The sequence below is a fragment of the Nocardia beijingensis NBRC 16342 genome (assembly GCF_001612785.1).
Lineage (GTDB): Bacteria > Actinomycetota > Actinomycetes > Mycobacteriales > Mycobacteriaceae > Nocardia > Nocardia beijingensis.
In genome coordinates this window covers 8599-24768 of the sequence record NZ_BDBC01000044.1, presented here as the reverse complement: position 1 = coordinate 24768, position 16170 = coordinate 8599, and the positions used below count along the sequence as shown (strand labels likewise).

The 16170-nt window shown below is 69.4% G+C and carries 15 protein-coding genes and 1 pseudogene; 13 read left to right on the top strand and 3 right to left on the bottom strand.

The window, feature by feature from the left end; translation table 11 throughout:
- Positions 1–61 precede the first annotated feature (61 nt).
- Positions 62–916 (top strand): class I SAM-dependent methyltransferase, encoded by an 855-nt coding sequence (locus NB3_RS23325; protein WP_067807386.1) that lies wholly within the window; start codon positions 62–64, stop codon positions 914–916.
- Positions 917–931: 15 nt separating this feature from the next.
- Here the strand turns inward: NB3_RS23325 and NB3_RS35240 are convergent, their stop codons facing one another.
- The 3 genes from NB3_RS35240 to NB3_RS23310 are packed head-to-tail and all read right to left on the bottom strand — an operon-like array spanning position 932 to position 4434.
- Positions 932–2449 (bottom strand): FHA domain-containing protein, encoded by a 1518-nt coding sequence (locus NB3_RS35240; protein WP_067807384.1) that lies wholly within the window; start codon positions 2447–2449, stop codon positions 932–934.
- Complete coding sequence (locus NB3_RS23315) at positions 2446–2889, bottom strand: hypothetical protein (RefSeq protein ID WP_067807381.1); 444 nt, start codon at positions 2887–2889, stop codon at positions 2446–2448. Before NB3_RS23315 ends, NB3_RS35240 begins: the two co-directional genes overlap by 4 nt.
- A gap of 3 nt (positions 2890–2892) precedes the next feature.
- Entirely contained in the window at positions 2893–4434 is a 1542-nt protein-coding gene (locus tag NB3_RS23310) for a hypothetical protein (RefSeq protein ID WP_067807377.1), read from the bottom strand.
- A 141-nt stretch (positions 4435–4575) separates the two neighbouring features.
- On the opposite strand from NB3_RS23310, the gene NB3_RS23305 reads away from it, so the two are divergent.
- From NB3_RS23305 to nuoK, 12 genes and pseudogenes are all read left to right on the top strand, one after another.
- On the top strand, positions 4576–4995 hold the full coding sequence (locus NB3_RS23305) for an Rv3143 family two-component system response regulator (RefSeq protein ID WP_067807374.1): 420 nt from the start codon (positions 4576–4578) through the stop codon (positions 4993–4995).
- A 464-nt stretch (positions 4996–5459) separates the two neighbouring features.
- Entirely contained in the window at positions 5460–5840 is a 381-nt protein-coding gene (locus tag NB3_RS23300) for an NADH-quinone oxidoreductase subunit A (protein WP_067807371.1), read from the top strand.
- Positions 5841–5891: 51 nt separating this feature from the next.
- Positions 5892–6446: a NuoB/complex I 20 kDa subunit family protein gene (locus NB3_RS23295; protein WP_067807367.1), complete on the top strand. Its 555-nt coding sequence runs from the start codon at positions 5892–5894 to the stop codon at positions 6444–6446.
- Positions 6443–7219 (top strand): NADH-quinone oxidoreductase subunit C, encoded by a 777-nt coding sequence (locus tag NB3_RS23290; protein ID WP_174553233.1) that lies wholly within the window; start codon positions 6443–6445, stop codon positions 7217–7219. Before NB3_RS23295 ends, NB3_RS23290 begins: the two co-directional genes overlap by 4 nt.
- Positions 7219–8544 carry an NADH dehydrogenase (quinone) subunit D gene (gene nuoD, locus NB3_RS23285; protein WP_067807366.1) on the top strand — a complete coding sequence of 442 codons (1326 nt, stop codon included), beginning with the start codon at positions 7219–7221 and terminating at the stop codon, positions 8542–8544. The genes NB3_RS23290 and nuoD overlap by 1 nt, the downstream gene beginning before the upstream one ends.
- Entirely contained in the window at positions 8541–9308 is a 768-nt protein-coding gene (nuoE, locus tag NB3_RS23280) for an NADH-quinone oxidoreductase subunit NuoE (RefSeq protein WP_067807363.1), read from the top strand. Before nuoD ends, nuoE begins: the two co-directional genes overlap by 4 nt.
- On the top strand, positions 9305–10627 hold the full coding sequence (gene nuoF / locus NB3_RS23275; RefSeq protein WP_067807360.1) for an NADH-quinone oxidoreductase subunit NuoF: 1323 nt from the start codon (positions 9305–9307) through the stop codon (positions 10625–10627). Before nuoE ends, nuoF begins: the two co-directional genes overlap by 4 nt.
- Entirely contained in the window at positions 10624–13161 is a 2538-nt protein-coding gene (locus NB3_RS23270; RefSeq protein ID WP_084823595.1) for an NADH-quinone oxidoreductase subunit G, read from the top strand. The genes nuoF and NB3_RS23270 overlap by 4 nt, the downstream gene beginning before the upstream one ends.
- Positions 13154–14434 (top strand): annotated as a pseudogene (gene nuoH, locus NB3_RS23265) (NADH-quinone oxidoreductase subunit NuoH); the annotation flags it as partial. The gene NB3_RS23270 and the pseudogene nuoH, both read left to right, overlap by 8 nt.
- A complete protein-coding gene (nuoI, locus tag NB3_RS36355) occupies positions 14420–15046 on the top strand; it encodes an NADH-quinone oxidoreductase subunit NuoI (protein WP_371855932.1) in 627 nt (208 codons plus the stop codon). The pseudogene nuoH and the gene nuoI, both read left to right, overlap by 15 nt.
- Positions 15043–15873 carry an NADH-quinone oxidoreductase subunit J gene (locus tag NB3_RS23260; RefSeq protein ID WP_067807357.1) on the top strand — a complete coding sequence of 277 codons (831 nt, stop codon included), beginning with the start codon at positions 15043–15045 and terminating at the stop codon, positions 15871–15873. Before nuoI ends, NB3_RS23260 begins: the two co-directional genes overlap by 4 nt.
- Positions 15870–16169: an NADH-quinone oxidoreductase subunit NuoK gene (gene nuoK, locus NB3_RS23255; RefSeq protein WP_067807355.1), complete on the top strand. Its 300-nt coding sequence runs from the start codon at positions 15870–15872 to the stop codon at positions 16167–16169. The genes NB3_RS23260 and nuoK overlap by 4 nt, the downstream gene beginning before the upstream one ends.
- Position 16170: the final 1 nt, after the last annotated feature.

Genomic DNA, 16170 nt, shown 5'->3' with positions numbered 1-16170 from the left:
GCGCCGACCGGCGCCGTGACCAGCGCGGAAACCGCTGGACGGATGTGGCAGACTGGCTCGCATGACCGGAGGGGATGTACCGTCCAACGTCTCGGACACCGCGCGCTGGGTCGCGGCCTACCGGGCACGCGAGACCGAACGCCAGGACGCGCTGTTCCGCGATCCGCTCGCCGACCGCCTCGCCGGTGAACGCGGCCACGCCATCGCCGACAACGCACCCCGGGTGATGCGCGGCGGGTGGCCGATCGTCACGCGAACCAAGCTGATCGACGACCTGATCGCCACCGCGATCGCTGAAGGCTGCGACCGCGTCCTCAACCTCGCCGCCGGTCTCGACACCCGCCCCTATCGGCTCGAGCTTCCCGGGGAGTTGCTGTGGATCGAGGCCGATCTGCCCGAGCTCGTCGCGGAGAAGGACAGCGCCCTCGCCGGTGAGACGCCGCACTGCGTGCTCCTGCGCCGAGCGGTCGACCTCGCCGATCCCGACGCGCGGGCGAAGTTCCTCGACGAGGCGCTCGGCGCGATCGGCCCGGTCACCGCTCCCGCATCGAAAGCCCTCGTGCTCACCGAGGGCCTGCTGATGTACCTCGACCCGCCGACGGTCACCGACCTCGCTGCCGCGCTGTCCCGCCCCGAGATCGCCTGGTGGCTGCTGGACTTGAGTCTCGGGATGCGCAAGATGCGCTCCGGCGACACCTTCGCCAACGCGCCGATGAAGTTCGAGCCCGCCAACGGCGTCCGCTTCTTCGAAGACCTGGGCTGGCAGCCGATCGAACTCGAGAGCCTGCTGCTGCACGCCCGCAAGTTCCGCCGAGCGCCGTGGTACCTGCGGCCGTTCACCTACCTGCCCCAGCCCGACCCCCGCAAACCCATGCGCAACCCGTGGTCTGGCATCATCCGTTTCCGCCGCACCTGAGCGCGCCGATCGCCGCTACAGCTGGCCGTGCTGGGAGTCGAAGGTCAGGACGCGTCCGCCCAGTTGGATCTGGGCGCCCGGTGCGAGGACGATCGGCTGGCCCGGCACCGCCCGCACCCAGTCCTGGCGGCCGGGATGACGGATGTGGGTGCCGTTGGTGGAGCCGCCGTCCACGACCGTGGCATCCCAGTCGAGCAGCCGGATCTCCGCGTGCGCCCGTGACATTCCGCCCGAGCTGTCCTCCAGCCGCACCGGCCGCGCACCACGCGCGACCGCCTCCGAATGTTCCGGCTCGCGACCGAGAACGCAGTCGCTGTCCAGGACGAACGACGTGCCGTCGTCCAGCAGCAGCACACCGAGCGGCGGGCGCACCCCTGCGCTGAGCACGCAGGTGAGTTGATCCATCCGGATGCCGCACACCGCGCAGAACGACACTCGCGGATCGTTGTGATGATGCCGGGCGCACTGGAAGCCCTGCACGATCACCCGATGCCCCATCGTGTTCGATCCGGTCGAACCGAGCGCGGCCGCGACGACTCCGGCCGAGGGCACCACGGTCTCGGCGAGGTTCGCGTCGTTGGCGATCGCGTGATCCCGATCGGTGCGGTGCGCGGGCGGCGCCGGTGGTACCGGCTGCACGGCCGGCGTCACGCCATCGCGTGGCGTGGCGCGCCGCGACGGCGCCTGGAGATCGACTTCCGTCGCGGCGTCACCGGGGTCCTCGCCTTTACGCAAGCTCGGCGCGCGCCGCGGTTGGGCCGCCGATGCCTCGGAACCCGGCTGCGCACCGGGGCGGTGTGATTGCGGTCCGGCGGTGACACTCGGGACCGGCGTCGGCGGCGGGGCCTGGACGGGATGCGGTTCGGACACCGGTCGTGGCCCGGCGTGCGGCGGCTCCGCGATCCGCCGCGGTCCACCGGTCGGCTCCGGCTCGGCGTGCGATGGCGATGTGGCGTGCGGCTCCCCCGGCCCCGCGGTGACGCCGTGGCCGTACGCCTCGTCGTCGATCGCACCTGACCACAACACCGCTCCCGATCCAGGTGCGGTCCCGCCGCCTAGCGACAGGATCCCGCGCCCCGGCAGCGATTCCGCGATCCACCCCGCCTCGTCCACGAACAACCCCGCGCCGCTGCCGGGTGCGGGCGTCACCATCCGGTCGACGGTGAATCCGGCGTCCCGGCCGCGCAGCACCTCCGTGTGGCCCGGCCCGGCGAGCACCGCGGTGATGCCCCCGTGCAGGAACACCGCGAGGCCGTCGTCCACCGGCGTGATCACGCCGAACTCGACCTCGTCCTCCTCGCCGTTGGACAAGCCCATCAGCCAGGTCGTGGCCAGCCGCGCCACCGCGCGACCGCTGCGGCGCGGGTCACGCGCGACCGCTTCGCGCACGATGTCCAGCAGCGCCGTCAGCGTGCGGGCCGCGACCGTGTCCGCCGTGACCGGTCCGTCGCCCCGGTGCGCGACCACCACGACGGCGCCGCTGGAGCTCGCCACCAGGTGGGCGCCGGGCAACACCTCGATCTGCGCGCTCACAGGAATCGGCCGCCTTGGAAGCGCCACCGATGGAACACCACCCGCATCGGCCCGTTCACGATCAGCCAGAAGACGATCCACGTGATGACGAACTGGAGCAGGAACGCGGCGGGCGACGGGCGCAGATGCTCGGGCAGCACCACCGTGGTGTAGCGCACCAGCACCCAGATCAGCAATCCTTCATTGAGGATGGTGACCAGGCCGAACAGGGTCGGCCAGTCCTTTTCCCAGCGGAACTGCTGTAGCAGATGGTAGAGCAGCTCCCAGAGCACACCGACCAGAACGGTGGCCAGCAGCACCGACAGCGTCACCCGGTAGGCCTGCCCGATGCTCAACGAGCCGGTCGGCAGCAACGGGGTGATCAGCAGCGCGACGACGAAGCCGATCACGCTCAGCGCGAGAAGACGGGTCTGGATTCGCCCGTTCAAGGTAGGAAGCATTGTTCAGATCTTCTCGTTCGTAACCCACAGCCACCATTGCCGCGTCGAGCGCAGCGGCCCCATCCGCCGGCAGAATCCGACCGCCGCCAGGTCGTCGGCGATCTCCTGCGCGGCGATCTGCAAGCCGAGGAAGGTGTCCACGCCCACGAACGGCCCGCCGAGCGTCGCGCTGCCCGAGGCGTACATCCGCCCCGTGCCGCTGCGGGTGCCGATCAGCTCGAAGGTGGTGTTCACGTCGAGCCTGCCGAGCGGATTGCGTCCCGCGCCGGCGTGATCGAGCAGGTCGGCCAGCAGCCGGTGCTCGCGGATGTCGGCTTCCAGGCCCGTGCAGTCGATGATGTAGTCGACGGTCGTGTCGAACGGTTGCGTCGGCGGCGGAAACGGCAGCGGCGCAGTGGGGTCGGGAAGGATCGTCGCGACCACTCCCTGCCGTCCCGCGGCGGGACGCGGAGCACGCATGGTGCCGGCCATCACCTGGTACCACCCTTCCCGGCGGCCGCGGCGCAACTGTTCCTGCCAATTGTCCCGGATGGGGGTGTTGGTGCCGGAGATCTCCTTGTACGCCCGCGCCCGTTCCTCGCCTTGCAGCCGCCGCACCTTCTGCTTGAGCTGACCGCCCCACACCGACTTCGGATAGTTGAAGCCCTGGTAGGCCCACCCGTCGCCGCCCTTGCGCCTGCTGAAGACGTTCTTGCCGTGCGGTCCGGCGATATAGGTGCGGAACAGGTGCAGGATCCGGGTGTCGAGGCGGTATTTGTCCCGATCGTCGATGAGCCGTTGCAGGACGCGGCTGGCCACGATCCCGCTGCCGCGGATCAGCACGGTACCGGGCCGCCGCTGTAGCGCCTGGTAGACGTGCTCGTGCGGCTCGTAGGCGTTGACCACGCGCGTCGGGTCACGATGGGTCTCGCGATACTCCTGCAGGTCCGGCAGCAGCTTCAAGCCCGGATACCCCACGGCCACATGCACATACGTACTGCGGAAGGCGACGCGTTTGGTCGGCGTCGAACCGGCGGGCGGGGTGAGGATCGTGAAGTATCCGCCGCCGTGGCGCTTGCGGACCATGCGCACGTGCCCGCGATGCAAGGAGCGGGCATAGCCGATGCGGTGGAATTCCCGTTCCATGGACTCGAACGCCTGGCCCGCCCGCGGGGTGTAGTAGTTGGCGAAGATCGGCTCGACGAAGACGTTCCACAGCGCTTTGATCGACTTGTCGGCGATCGCCTCCCGCACCGCGTAGGACGGGAAGCCCCAGATGTTGTCCGGGGTGGAGGCCGAGTCGCTGCGCAGGCGCTCGCTCCGGGGAATCTGCGACACCCTGGTGAGGTACTCGTAGGAGGCCCACGGGTGCTCTTGCGGACCGAGCACCGCCATCGCCTCCGCGGGCACGCCGAAGATCCGGAGCGTGTCGTAGGTGACGAAGGACCCGATCCCGCCGCCGATGGTCACGAACGGTACGTCGATCACCGGAATCCCGGCGCCGCCAAGCATTTCGTCGGTCCACACGTCGGTGTCGACGAGGGCCTGCGTGATATCTCCCCGCATTGGCCGGACTTTACCGGCATATTCTTGTCAACTGCTTGTCATCGGCTTTCGGGGGAAGACCGCACTGGTGACGCGCGGTGCACGACGCGCGCGAATCATCTGCGCCGAACCTGCCACGCGGGGCGCCCTCGCGGACGTACCATGCCGTTCGTGGCCGATTCCCCTCGTTCCACCCCGCTGCGGGTTCTCGTGTACAGCAACGACGCCGACACCAGGCGCCAGGTGATCCAGGCCTTGGGCAAGCGTCCGAGCCCGGAGCTACCGGAGTTCGAGTACCTCGAGGTCGCCACCGCTCCCGTGGTGATCGCGCAACTGGACGCGGGCGGCATCGACTTGGCCGTGCTCGACGGCGAGGCCACTCCGGCGGGCGGGCTCGGCATCGCCAAGCAATTGAAGGACGAAGTCGATCCGTGCCCGCCGCTGCTGGTGCTCACGGGCAGGCCCGACGACGCATGGCTGGCCAGCTGGTCGCGGGCCGAGGCCGCGGTGGCGCATCCCATCGATCCGCTGCGGCTCACCGAGGCCGTCGTGACCCTGCTGCGCAACCGCTCCGCGGCCTGACCGCCGAGACGATTCATAGCGATCATGAATTAGTAAGGTCGGGCGCGTCGCCATGCCGCCACTCTCGGAAGGCCCTCTCCGCGCCCACCGCCCGGCCGCGTCGGGTTCGCCGCGCAATTGTCGCCCTTTCCGACTGCGAACCCGCTCGGGACCACATTCGACGTCGTGGAACCCGACATCCCGGCCTTCCAACTGACCGTTCACCCAACAGGGCGGCCACGCCGCGCGGATTACCACCGTTTCGGTCATAAATGCTTGTACTGAATTCGATCAAACGCCGTCGCCAAACGCACTGCGGGCCGCCCTTTCAGTTGTAGGCTGTGCCGTATCTCACACGGAGACGGATCCGGTAATGACCGTCCCCGGGTGGAGCCGAGGGGCGAGTCTGGCCGAGGCGGACAACGACGTCAGCCCGCCTCGGACGCTGTTGTCAGCTGCCGCTCGCAAGGAGGGGAAGTGCAGTCGTGAACATCGAGGTGCCGACGCTCGTACTCGGCGCGATCGCGGCGGCGTTCGCGCTGTTCTCCATCGTCCTGTCCGCCCTGGTCGGTCCGAAACGACGCAACCGGGCCAAGCTCGAGCCCTACGAATGCGGCATCGAGCCGACCCCGCACGCCGTCGCGGGCGGGCCGGGAAATGTTACGGGACAACGCTTTCCGGTGAAGTACTACCTCACCGCCATGTTGTTCATCATCTTCGACATCGAGATCGTGTTCCTCTACCCGTGGGCAGTGCACTTCGATGCGCTCGGTCTCTTCGGTCTTGCCGCGATGGCGTTGTTCATCGTCAACGTCTCGGTGGCCTACGCCTACGAATGGCGGCGGGGCGGGCTCAGCTGGGACTGACTGCCGGGCAGCCGATTTCGTAGCCGACGAGTGGAAGCGAGTCAGTAGAACATGGGTCTCGAGGAAAAACTGCCCAGCGGCTTCCTGCTGAGCACGGTCGAGGATTTCGCCGGATACCTGCGCAAGGGCTCCCTCTGGCCGGCCACCTTCGGCCTGGCCTGCTGCGCCATCGAGATGATGGCCACCGGCGGGGGCCGATTCGACATCGCCCGCTTCGGCATGGAGGCCTTCCGCGCCTCACCGCGGCAGGCGGATCTGATGATCGTCGCGGGCCGGGTGAGCCAGAAGATGGCTCCGGTCCTGCGGCAGGTCTACGACCAGATGACCGAACCGAAATGGGTGCTGGCGATGGGCGTCTGCGCCTCCTCCGGCGGGATGTTCAACAACTACGCCATCGTGCAAGGCGTCGATCACGTGGTGCCGGTGGACATCTACCTGCCCGGCTGCCCGCCGCGGCCGGAGATGCTGCTGAACGCGATCCTGGCACTGCACGCCAAGATTCAACAGATGCCGCTCGGCGTCAACCGCGAGGAAGCCGTGCGCGCCGCCGAACAGGCCGCGCTCGCCTCGACGCCGACCATCCGGATGGAGGGTCTGCTGCGATGACCTTCGACACCCCTGACGACACCGAGACCCCGCCCGCGCACGACGCGATCGATGCCGCGGCCACCGCGGGCCCGGAAGGCACACTGCCGGACGAGGATTCCGCACCGCAGGAGACCGACGTCATCGGTGTGCGCCGCGGCATGTTCGGCGTCACCGGCACCGGCGACACCTCCGGCTACGGCCGCCTGGTCCGCCCGGTCACCCTGCCCGGCGGCACGCCGCCACCCTACGGCGGGTACTTCGACGAGGTGGTCGACGCGCTGCGCGCCGCGCTCACCGCCACCGGCTCCCCTCCGGAGGCGGCGCTGGAGAAGGTGATCGTCTTCCGCGGCGAACTCACCCTGCACGTGCGCCGGGAGCAGCTGCCCGCGGTGGCCCGCGCGCTGCGCGACGATCCCGCGCTGCGTTTCGAACTCTGCCTCGGCGTGAACGGCGTGCACTATCCGGAGGATTCCGGCCGTGAACTCCACGCGGTCTATCACCTCATGTCGATCACGCACAACCGCCGCCTACGGGTGGAGGTCGCCGCGCCGGACGCCGACCCGCACATTCCCTCGCTCTACGAGGTGTATCCCACCACCGACTGGCACGAGCGCGAGACATACGACTTCTTCGGCATCCGGTTCGACGGGCACCCCTCGCTGACCCGGATCACCATGCCGGACGACTGGCGCGGCCACCCCCAGCGCAAGGACTACCCGCTCGGCGGGATCCCGGTCGAATACAAGGGCGCGCGCATCCCGCCGCCCGACGAGCGGAGGGCATACAGCTGATGCACGACACCGACACCGAACCCGAGGTCACCGCGCCCGAGCCCGCCACGGTCACCGTCGCGGGGCAGGACTGGGACCAGGTGGCCGAGACGCTGTCCGGCGCGGGCGAAGAACGCATCGTCGTCAACATGGGCCCGCAGCATCCGTCCACCCACGGTGTGCTGCGGCTGATCCTGGAGATCGAAGGCGAAACGGTCACCGAAGCCCGCTGCGGCATCGGCTACCTGCACACCGGAATCGAGAAGAACCTCGAATTCCGCAACTGGACCCAGGGCGTCACCTTCGTCACCCGGATGGACTACCTGTCGCCGTTCTTCAACGAGACGGCGTACTGCCTCGGCGTGGAGAAGCTGCTCGACATCACCGAACAGATCCCAGAGCGCGCCACGATCGTGCGCGTGCTGCTGATGGAGCTCAACCGCATCTCCTCGCACCTGGTCGCCCTCGCCACCGGCGGCATGGAGCTCGGCGCGCTGACGCCGATGCTGTTCGGCTTCCGCGAACGCGAGTTGATCCTCGACGTGTTCGAGACGATCACCGGTCTGCGCATGAACCACGCGTTCATCCGCCCCGGCGGCTTGGCCCAGGACCTGCCCGACAACGGCGTCACCAAGGTGCGCGAACTGCTCGCGCTGCTGCCCAAACGGCTGCGCGACATGGAGCACCTGCTCACCGCCAACCCGATCTGGAAGGCACGCACTCAGAACATCGGCTATCTCGACCTGCAGGGCTGCATGGCCCTCGGCATCACCGGCCCCGTGCTCCGCGCCACCGGCCTGCCGCACGACCTGCGCAAAGCCCAGCCCTACTGCGGCTACGAGAACTACGAATTCGATGTCCCCACCACCACCGGATGCGACTGCTACGGCCGCTACGTCATCCGGGTGGAGGAGATGAAGGAATCGCTGAAGATCGTCGAGCAGTGCCTGGACCGGCTCCGGCCGGGCCCGGTGATGATCGACGACAAGAAGATCGCCTGGCCCGCCGACCTGCAACTCGGCGCCGACGGACTGGGTAACTCCCCCGCGCACATCGGCAAGATCATGGGCACGTCCATGGAGGGCCTGATCCACCACTTCAAGCTGGTCACCGAAGGCATCCGCGTGCCTGCGGGCCAGGTGTACGCGGCCGTGGAGTCACCGCGCGGCGAGCTGGGCGTGCACATGGTCAGCGACGGCGGCACCCGGCCGTACCGGGTGCACTATCGCGACCCCTCGTTCACCAATCTGCAAGCGGTCGCGGCGATGTGCGAGGGCGGCATGGTCGCCGACGTCATCGCCTCGGTCGCCAGCATCGACCCCGTCATGGGCGGAGTGGACCGATGAACCCGGCAACGCACGGCGAGACCCCCAACGGCGGCTACGCGACCGGCGGGACGCAAGTCCTGCTGAAGCTCAGTACCCGCCCCGAGCCCTATCAGCCCTTCGTGCGCGAACGGCTCGAGACCGACGCCAAGGAGATCATCGCGCGCTACCCGCATCCGCGTTCGGCGCTGCTGCCCCTGCTGCACCTGGTGCAGTCCGAGGAGGGCTACGTCACGGGCACCGGAATCGAGTTCTGCGCCGAGCAATTGGGCCTGACCGGCGCCGAAGTCACCGCGGTCGCCACCTTCTATTCGATGTTCCGGCGCACACCCACCGGTGACTACCACGTCGGCGTCTGCACCAACACCCTCTGCGCGGTCATGGGCGGTGACGCCATCCTCGCCGCGCTCGAGCGCCACCTCGGCATCGGGCACGGCGACACCACGGCGGACGGGTCGATCACGCTCGAGCACGTCGAGTGCAACGCGGCCTGCGACTTCGCGCCGGTGATCATGGTGAACTGGGAGTTCTTCGACAACCAGACCCCCGAGTCCGCACAGGCACTGGTGGACGCGCTGCGGGCCGGACAACAGGTCACCCCCACCAGGGGCGCGCCGCTGTGCACGTTCAAGCAGACCGCGCGCATCCTCGCTGGGTTCCCCGACGAGCGCCCCGGTGTGCTCGACGGCGCGGCCGGTGACGCGACGCTCGCCGGTCTGCGGGTCGCCCGCGAGCAGGGCATGCGCGCGCCCGCGGCGGAAGCCGACGCGGAGGACCTGCGATGACCCTCACCCCGGTGTTGAGCACCTACTGGGACGATCCGCAGTCCTGGACGATGGACACCTACCTGCGCCACGACGGGTATCAGGCGCTACGCACCGCACTGCGGATGGAGCCGGATCAGGTCATCCAGACGGTCAAGGACGCGGGCCTGCGCGGGCGTGGTGGCGCCGGCTTCCCCACCGGCATGAAATGGAGCTTCATCCCGCAGGGCCCCGGACCCGACGGCGTGACCAAACCGCACTACCTAGTGGTGAACGCCGACGAGTCGGAACCCGGCACCTGCAAGGACATTCCGCTCATGCTGGCCGCTCCGCACGCGCTGATCGAAGGCGTCGTCATCGCCGCCTACGCCATCCGCGCGGCGCACGCCTTCATCTACCTGCGCGGCGAGGTGGTTCCGGTGCTCCGGCGGCTGCAAGCCGCGGTGGCCCAGGCCTACGAAGCGGGTTTCCTCGGTCACGACATCCTCGGCTCCGGCTACGACCTGGAACTGATCGTGCACGCGGGAGCGGGCGCCTACATCTGCGGTGAGGAGACCGCGCTGCTGGACTCGCTGGAAGGCCGCCGCGGCCAGCCTCGGCTGCGCCCGCCGTTCCCCGCCGTCGCAGGCCTGTACGCCTGCCCGACCGTGGTGAACAACGTGGAGTCCATCGCCAGCGTGCCGCCCATCATCCGCAACGGCATCGCGTGGTTCCGCTCCATGGGCAGTGAGCGATCGCCCGGCTTCACCCTTTACTCGCTGTCGGGTCACGTGACGCGGCCGGGGCAGTACGAGGCGCCGCTGGGCGTCACGTTGCGCGAGCTGCTCGGCTACGCGGGTGGCGTGCGCGCCGGGCACCGGGTGAAGTTCTGGACCCCGGGCGGCTCGTCGACACCACTGTTCACCGAGGAACACCTCGACGTGCCGCTCGACTACGAGGGCGTCGCGGGCGCGGGGTCCATGCTCGGCACCAAGGCTTTGCAGATCTTCGACGACACCACTTGCGTGGTGCGGGCCGTGCTGCGCTGGACGGAGTTCTACGCGCACGAGTCCTGCGGCAAGTGCACCCCGTGCCGGGAGGGCACCTACTGGCTGGTGCAGCTGCTGCAACGCATCGAGGCAGGCACCGGCGTCGCGTCCGACCTGGACAAGCTGCTCGACATCAGCGACACCATCAACGGCAAGTCGTTCTGCGCCCTCGGCGACGGCGCGGCCAGCCCGATCGTCTCCTCGCTGAAGTACTTCCGCGCGGAGTACGCCGAACACCTGCGGCTGGGCGGCTGCCCGTTCGACCCGGCGCGCAGCACGGCATGGGCGGAGTCAGGAGAAGAGGTCCGATGAAACCGGTATCGCGCAGCGATGCGATCAGGGGTGGCGGCCGGGCGACGAGCGGGCCCGCCACCGTGCGTGACGACAACGGCGGCCCCGCGCCCGCCGACCTGGTGACCGTGACCATCGACGACACCGCCGTCAGCGTGCCGCCCGGCACCCTGCTGATCCGGGCCGCCGAACTGATCGGCATCCAGATCCCCCGCTTCTGCGACCATCCGCTGCTCGACCCGGTCGGCGCCTGCCGCCAGTGCCTCGTGGAAGTCGAAGGGCAGCGCAAGCCGGTCGCCTCCTGCACGATGGCCGTCGCCGACGGCATGGTGGTGCGCACCCAGCTCACCTCTCCCGCCGCCGACAAGGCGCAGGAGGGCGTGATGGAGCTGCTGCTGATCAACCATCCGCTCGACTGTCCGGTCTGCGACAAGGGCGGCGAGTGCCCGCTGCAGAACCAGGCGATGTCCACCGGCCGCGCCGAATCCCGGTTCGACGGCCGCAAACGCACCTACCCCAAACCGATTCCGCTGTCCACGGCCGTGTTGCTGGACCGGGAACGCTGCGTGCTCTGCGCCCGCTGCACCCGTTTCTCCCAGCAGGTCGCGGGCGATCCGTTCATCGAACTGATGGATCGCGGCGCGCTGCAACAGGTCGGCACCGCGCAGGCCGAACCGCTGGACTCCTACTTCTCCGGCAACACCGTGCAGATCTGCCCGGTCGGCGCGCTCACCGGCACCGCCTACCGATTCCGGGCGCGTCCGTTCGACCTGGTGTCCAGCCCGAACGTCTGCGAGCACTGCGCCTCCGGCTGCGCCCAGCGCACCGACCACCGCCGCGGCAAGGTCCTGCGCCGGCTGGCCGGGGACGACCCGCAGGTCAACGAGGAGTGGAACTGCGACAAGGGCCGGTGGGCCTTTACCTACGCCACCGAGCCCGACCGGCTCACCACCCCCCTGGTGCGCGGCTGGGACGGCGAACTCGCCCCGGCTTCGTGGTCGCAGGCGCTGGCCGCGGCCGCGGAAGGACTGGCCGCGTCCTTCGGCAACGCAGGAGTCCTGGTCGGCGGCAGGGTCACCGAGGAGGACGCCTACGCCTACGCGAAGTTCGCGCGAGTCGCCCTCGGCACCAACGACATCGACTTCCGCTCCCGCGCGCATTCGGCGGAGGAGGCCGACTTCCTCGCCGCCCGCGTCGCGGGCCGGGATCCCGCGGTCACCTACGAGAGCATGGAGGCCGCGCCGGTCGTGCTGCTCGTCGGATTCGAACCCGAAGAAGAGTCGCCGATCGTCTACCTGCGGTTGCGCAAGGCCGCCCGCAAGCGGGGCCTGCCGATCTACGCGGTGGCGCCGTACTCCTCGCGGGGGCTCGAGCGCATGTCCGGACGGCTGATGCGCGCTGTGCCGGGCGCCGAACCGCATCTGCTCGACGCGATCCGCACCGGCGAGATCACCACGCCCGGGGCGGATCCCGCCCAGCTGGCCGATCTGGCCCGGCTGCTGCGCGAACCCGGTGCGGTGATCATGGTCGGCGAGCGCATGGCGGCCGTCGCGGGCGCGTTGTCGGCCGCGGTGCGTCTGGCCGAGGAGACCGGCGCCGCCCTCGCCTGGGTGCCGCGCCGGGCGGGTGAACGCGGCGCGGTCGAAGCGGGCGCCATGCCCGGCCTGCTTCCCGGCGGCAGGCCGGTCGCCGATCCCCGTGCCCGTCAACAGGTCAGGGCCGTGTGGAACGTGCCGGAACTGCCGGTGGGCGCAGGCCGCGACACGACCGCCATCCTGGAGGCCGCGCCCGGCCTCGGCGCGCTGGTCATCGGCGGAGTCGACGTCGCCGACCTGCCCGATCCGGCCGCCGCGCTGGCCGCCATCGACGCCGCCAGGTTCGTGGTCAGCCTGGAACTGCGCCGCAGCGCCGTCACCGAACGCGCCGACGTGGTGTTCCCCGTGGCCACGGCGATGGAGAAGTCCGGCACCTTCCGCACCTGGGAGGGCAGGCCGCGCCCGTTCGCCGCCGCGCTCGGCGACGACATGGTGCGCCGCCAGGCCGCGCCGCTGTCGGATCAGCGCGTGCTGCACGCCATCGCCGCCGAGATGTCGGTGCGCCTGGGTCTGCCCAATATCGAATCCGCCCGCGCCGAACTCGACGAACTCGGCGCGTGGGACGGCGCGCCCGTCACCGCCCCCACCCACGCGCCGAACCCGCTGCCGCCACTGGAACCGGGAACGGCGGTGCTCGCCAGCTGGCGCATGCTGCTGGACGAGGGACGCATGCAGGACGGTGAACCGAACCTCGCGGGCATCGCCCGGCCTCCCGTCGTTCGCCTGTCGGCGGCCACCGCCGCCGAGATCGGCGTGCAGCCCGACGATCCGGTCACCGTCGCCACCAGCCGCGGCGCGGTCACGCTCCCCCTGATGATCAGCGACCTGCCCGACCGCGTGGTCTGGCTGCCGCAGCACTCGCCCGGCTGCTCCATCGCCGAGCAGCTCGGCGTCCAGCCCGGCGCGATCGTGCAGCTGCGGCACGCCGACGAGAGGATGAAGGAGCACCGCCATGAGTGATCTCGCGCTCGTCCTGGCGTCCACGGTGACCGACGCCGCTTCCGATCCCTACGCACCCGCGGGCTTCGGGCACGACCCATTGTGGCTCGTGGTCGTCAAGGCGCTGGCGGTCTTCGTCTACCTGATGCTGATTCCGCTGGTCGCGGTGCTGGCGGAACGAAAGATCGTGGCGCGCATGCAGATGCGCATCGGCCCGAACCGCACCGGGCCGTTCGGCTCGTTGCAGAGCATCGCCGACGGCGTGAAGATGGCCCTCAAAGAGGACATCGTCCCGGCGATCGTGGACAAGCCGATCTACATTCTCGCGCCGGTCATCTCGGTGGTGCCCGCGTTCATGGCGTTCGCGGTCATCCCCTTCGGGCCCGAGGTGTCCTTCTTCGGTGTCACCACCCCGCTGCAGCTGACCGATCTGCCGGTGGCGGTGCTGTACATCCTCGCGATCACCTCCATCGGCGTCTACGGCATCGTGCTGGCCGGATGGTCGTCGGGCTCCACCTACCCGCTGCTGGGCGGGCTGCGTTCCACCGCGCAGGTCATCTCCTACGAGATCGCGATGGCGCTGTGCTTCGCGACGGTGTTCCTGCTCACGGGCACCATGGCCACCTCAGGCATCGTGTCCGCGCAGGAAGGCACCTGGTATGTGTTCCTGCTGCTGCCGTCGTTCCTGATCTACTGCGTCTCGATGGTCGGCGAGACCAACCGCGCGCCGTTCGACCTGCCCGAGGCAGAAGGCGAGCTGGTCGGCGGCTTCCACACCGAGTACTCCTCGCTCAAGTTCGCGATGTTCATGCTGGCCGAGTACGTCAACATGGGGACGGTGTCCGCGCTGGCCACCACCCTGTTCTTGGGCGGCTGGCACGCGCCGTGGCCGTTGAACATGTGGGACGGCGCGAATTCCGGCTGGTGGCCGGTGCTGTGGTTCACCGCGAAGGTCTGGACGTTCCTGTTCGTCTTCATCTGGCTGCGCGGCACGCTGCCCCGGCTGCGCTACGACCAGTTCATGAATCTCGGCTGGAAACTGCTGATCCCGACCTCGCTGGCCTGGGTCATGGTGGTGGCGACCGCGCGGGTGCTGCAGGCCGAGGGCTACCGGGTGCAAACCCCCATCCTGGTGATCGGCGGCCTGGTCATCACCGGCCTGCTGGTGTTGCAGTTCCTGCGGGCCGGCCGGGCGCAGGCGGCGCCCCCAGCGATCGAAGAACCCGTGACCACGGCCGACACCGACTCGACGGTCTTCCTCGGCTTCCCGGTTCCGCCGCTGCCCGCCGACGCGCACGCCCGCGACGCCACCCGCGCCAAAGCGGGGTTGTTCGAGCCGCTGGCCGGGTTCGCGGTCACCGCAGGCACCATGTTCAAGAAGCCGAACACCGAGTTCTATCCCGAGCAGAAGACGCCGACCGCGCCGCGCTACCACGGCAGGCACCAGCTCAACCGGCATCCCGACGGCTTGGAGAAGTGCATCGGCTGCGAGCTGTGCGCGTGGGCCTGCCCCGCCGACGCGATCTACGTCGAGGGCGCCGACAACACCGAGACCGAACGGTATTCGCCCGGTGAACGATACGGCCGGGTCTATCAGATCAACTATCTGCGCTGCATCGGTTGCGGCTTGTGCATCGAAGCCTGCCCCACCCGGGCGCTGACGATGACCAACGACTACGAGATGACCGACGACAACCGGGCCGATCTGATCTACGAGAAGGACCGCTTGCTCGCCCCGCTGCAGCCGGGAATGACCGCGCCGCCGCACGCCATGCACCCCGGCGCGGACGAGGCGGACTACTACCTCGGCCGCGTGCCCGGCGCCGCGCCGGCCACCAGCGGAGCCACGGCGACCGACGCGCCCCGCAAACCCGCCGCCGCCGGTGCGGAAGGAGCGACACGGTGACCGAACTGATCCTGGCCGCGGAGCCACTGACCCGCGCCTCCACCGGTGAGACCGTCCAGTTCTGGATCCTCGCCCCGCTGGCCGTGCTCGGCGCGCTCGGCATGGTGTTCGCCCCCAAGGCGGTGCACTCCGCACTGTGCCTGGCCGCCACGATGATCGCGCTGGCCGCGTTCTACATCGCCCAGGACGCGTTGTTCCTCGGCGTCGTGCAGATCGTGGTCTACACCGGCGCGGTGATGATGCTGTTCCTGTTCGTACTGATGCTCGTCGGCGTCGACTCCGCCGAATCCCTGAAGGAGACCATCCGCGGCCAGCGGCTCGCCGCCGCCGCGGTCGGCGTCGGCTTCGGCCTGCTGCTCAGCAGCGGCATCGCCCACGGCGTGCGCGAATCCGGAATCACCTTCCCCGCCAGAGGTTTTCCCGGCCGCAATGTGATCGCCGAACTGGCCGAGCTGATCTTCCTGCGCTACGTGTGGGCCTTCGAACTCACCGGCGCCCTGCTGATCACCGCCACCATCGGCGCCATGGTGCTCGCCCACCGCGAGCACTTCGGCCCCCGCACCGATCAGCGGGAGCTCTCGCGGCGGCGGTTCCGCGAGCAAGGCCACCGCGCCACACCGCTGCCCACCCCCGGCGTCTACGCCAGGCACAACGCCGTGGACATCCCCGCGCGGCTGCCCGACGGGTCGTTCGAGGAACTGTCGGTCAGCACCATCCTGCGGCATCGCCGCACCAGGGCGCTCACCGAAGCGGCCGTCATCTCGGTCGGCACCACGCCCGCACCGGACGGGACCGACACACCCAGCGACGAGGAAGGCAACCGGTGAATCCCGAGAACTACCTGTTCCTGTCCGCCCTGCTGTTCACGATCGGTGCGGCCGGAGTGCTGCTCCGGCGCAACGCCATCGTCGTGTTCATGTGCATCGAGCTGATGCTCAACGCGGTGAACCTCGCGTTCGTCACCTTCGCCAGGATGCACGAGAACCTCGACGGACAGGTGTTCGCGTTCTTCACGATGGTGGTCGCCGCCGCCGAGGTCGTCGTCGGCCTGGCCATCATCATGACCATCTTCCGTACCCGCCGCTCGACCTCGGTCGACGACGCCAGCGCGCTGAAGTTCTGAC

Coding starts and splice junctions, on each gene's coding strand:
- NB3_RS23325 (WP_067807386.1), top strand. CDS start 62: ATGACCGGAGGGGATGTACCGTCCAACGTCTCGGACACCGCGCGCTGG.
- NB3_RS23315 (WP_067807381.1), bottom strand. CDS start 2,889: ATGCTTCCTACCTTGAACGGGCGAATCCAGACCCGTCTTCTCGCGCTG.
- NB3_RS23310 (WP_067807377.1), bottom strand. CDS start 4,434: ATGCGGGGAGATATCACGCAGGCCCTCGTCGACACCGACGTGTGGACC.
- NB3_RS23305 (WP_067807374.1), top strand. CDS start 4,576: ATGCCGTTCGTGGCCGATTCCCCTCGTTCCACCCCGCTGCGGGTTCTC.
- NB3_RS23295 (WP_067807367.1), top strand. CDS start 5,892: ATGGGTCTCGAGGAAAAACTGCCCAGCGGCTTCCTGCTGAGCACGGTC.
- NB3_RS23290 (WP_174553233.1), top strand. CDS start 6,443: ATGACCTTCGACACCCCTGACGACACCGAGACCCCGCCCGCGCACGAC.
- nuoD (WP_067807366.1), top strand. CDS start 7,219: ATGCACGACACCGACACCGAACCCGAGGTCACCGCGCCCGAGCCCGCC.
- nuoE (WP_067807363.1), top strand. CDS start 8,541: ATGAACCCGGCAACGCACGGCGAGACCCCCAACGGCGGCTACGCGACC.
- nuoF (WP_067807360.1), top strand. CDS start 9,305: ATGACCCTCACCCCGGTGTTGAGCACCTACTGGGACGATCCGCAGTCC.
- NB3_RS23270 (WP_084823595.1), top strand. CDS start 10,624: ATGAAACCGGTATCGCGCAGCGATGCGATCAGGGGTGGCGGCCGGGCG.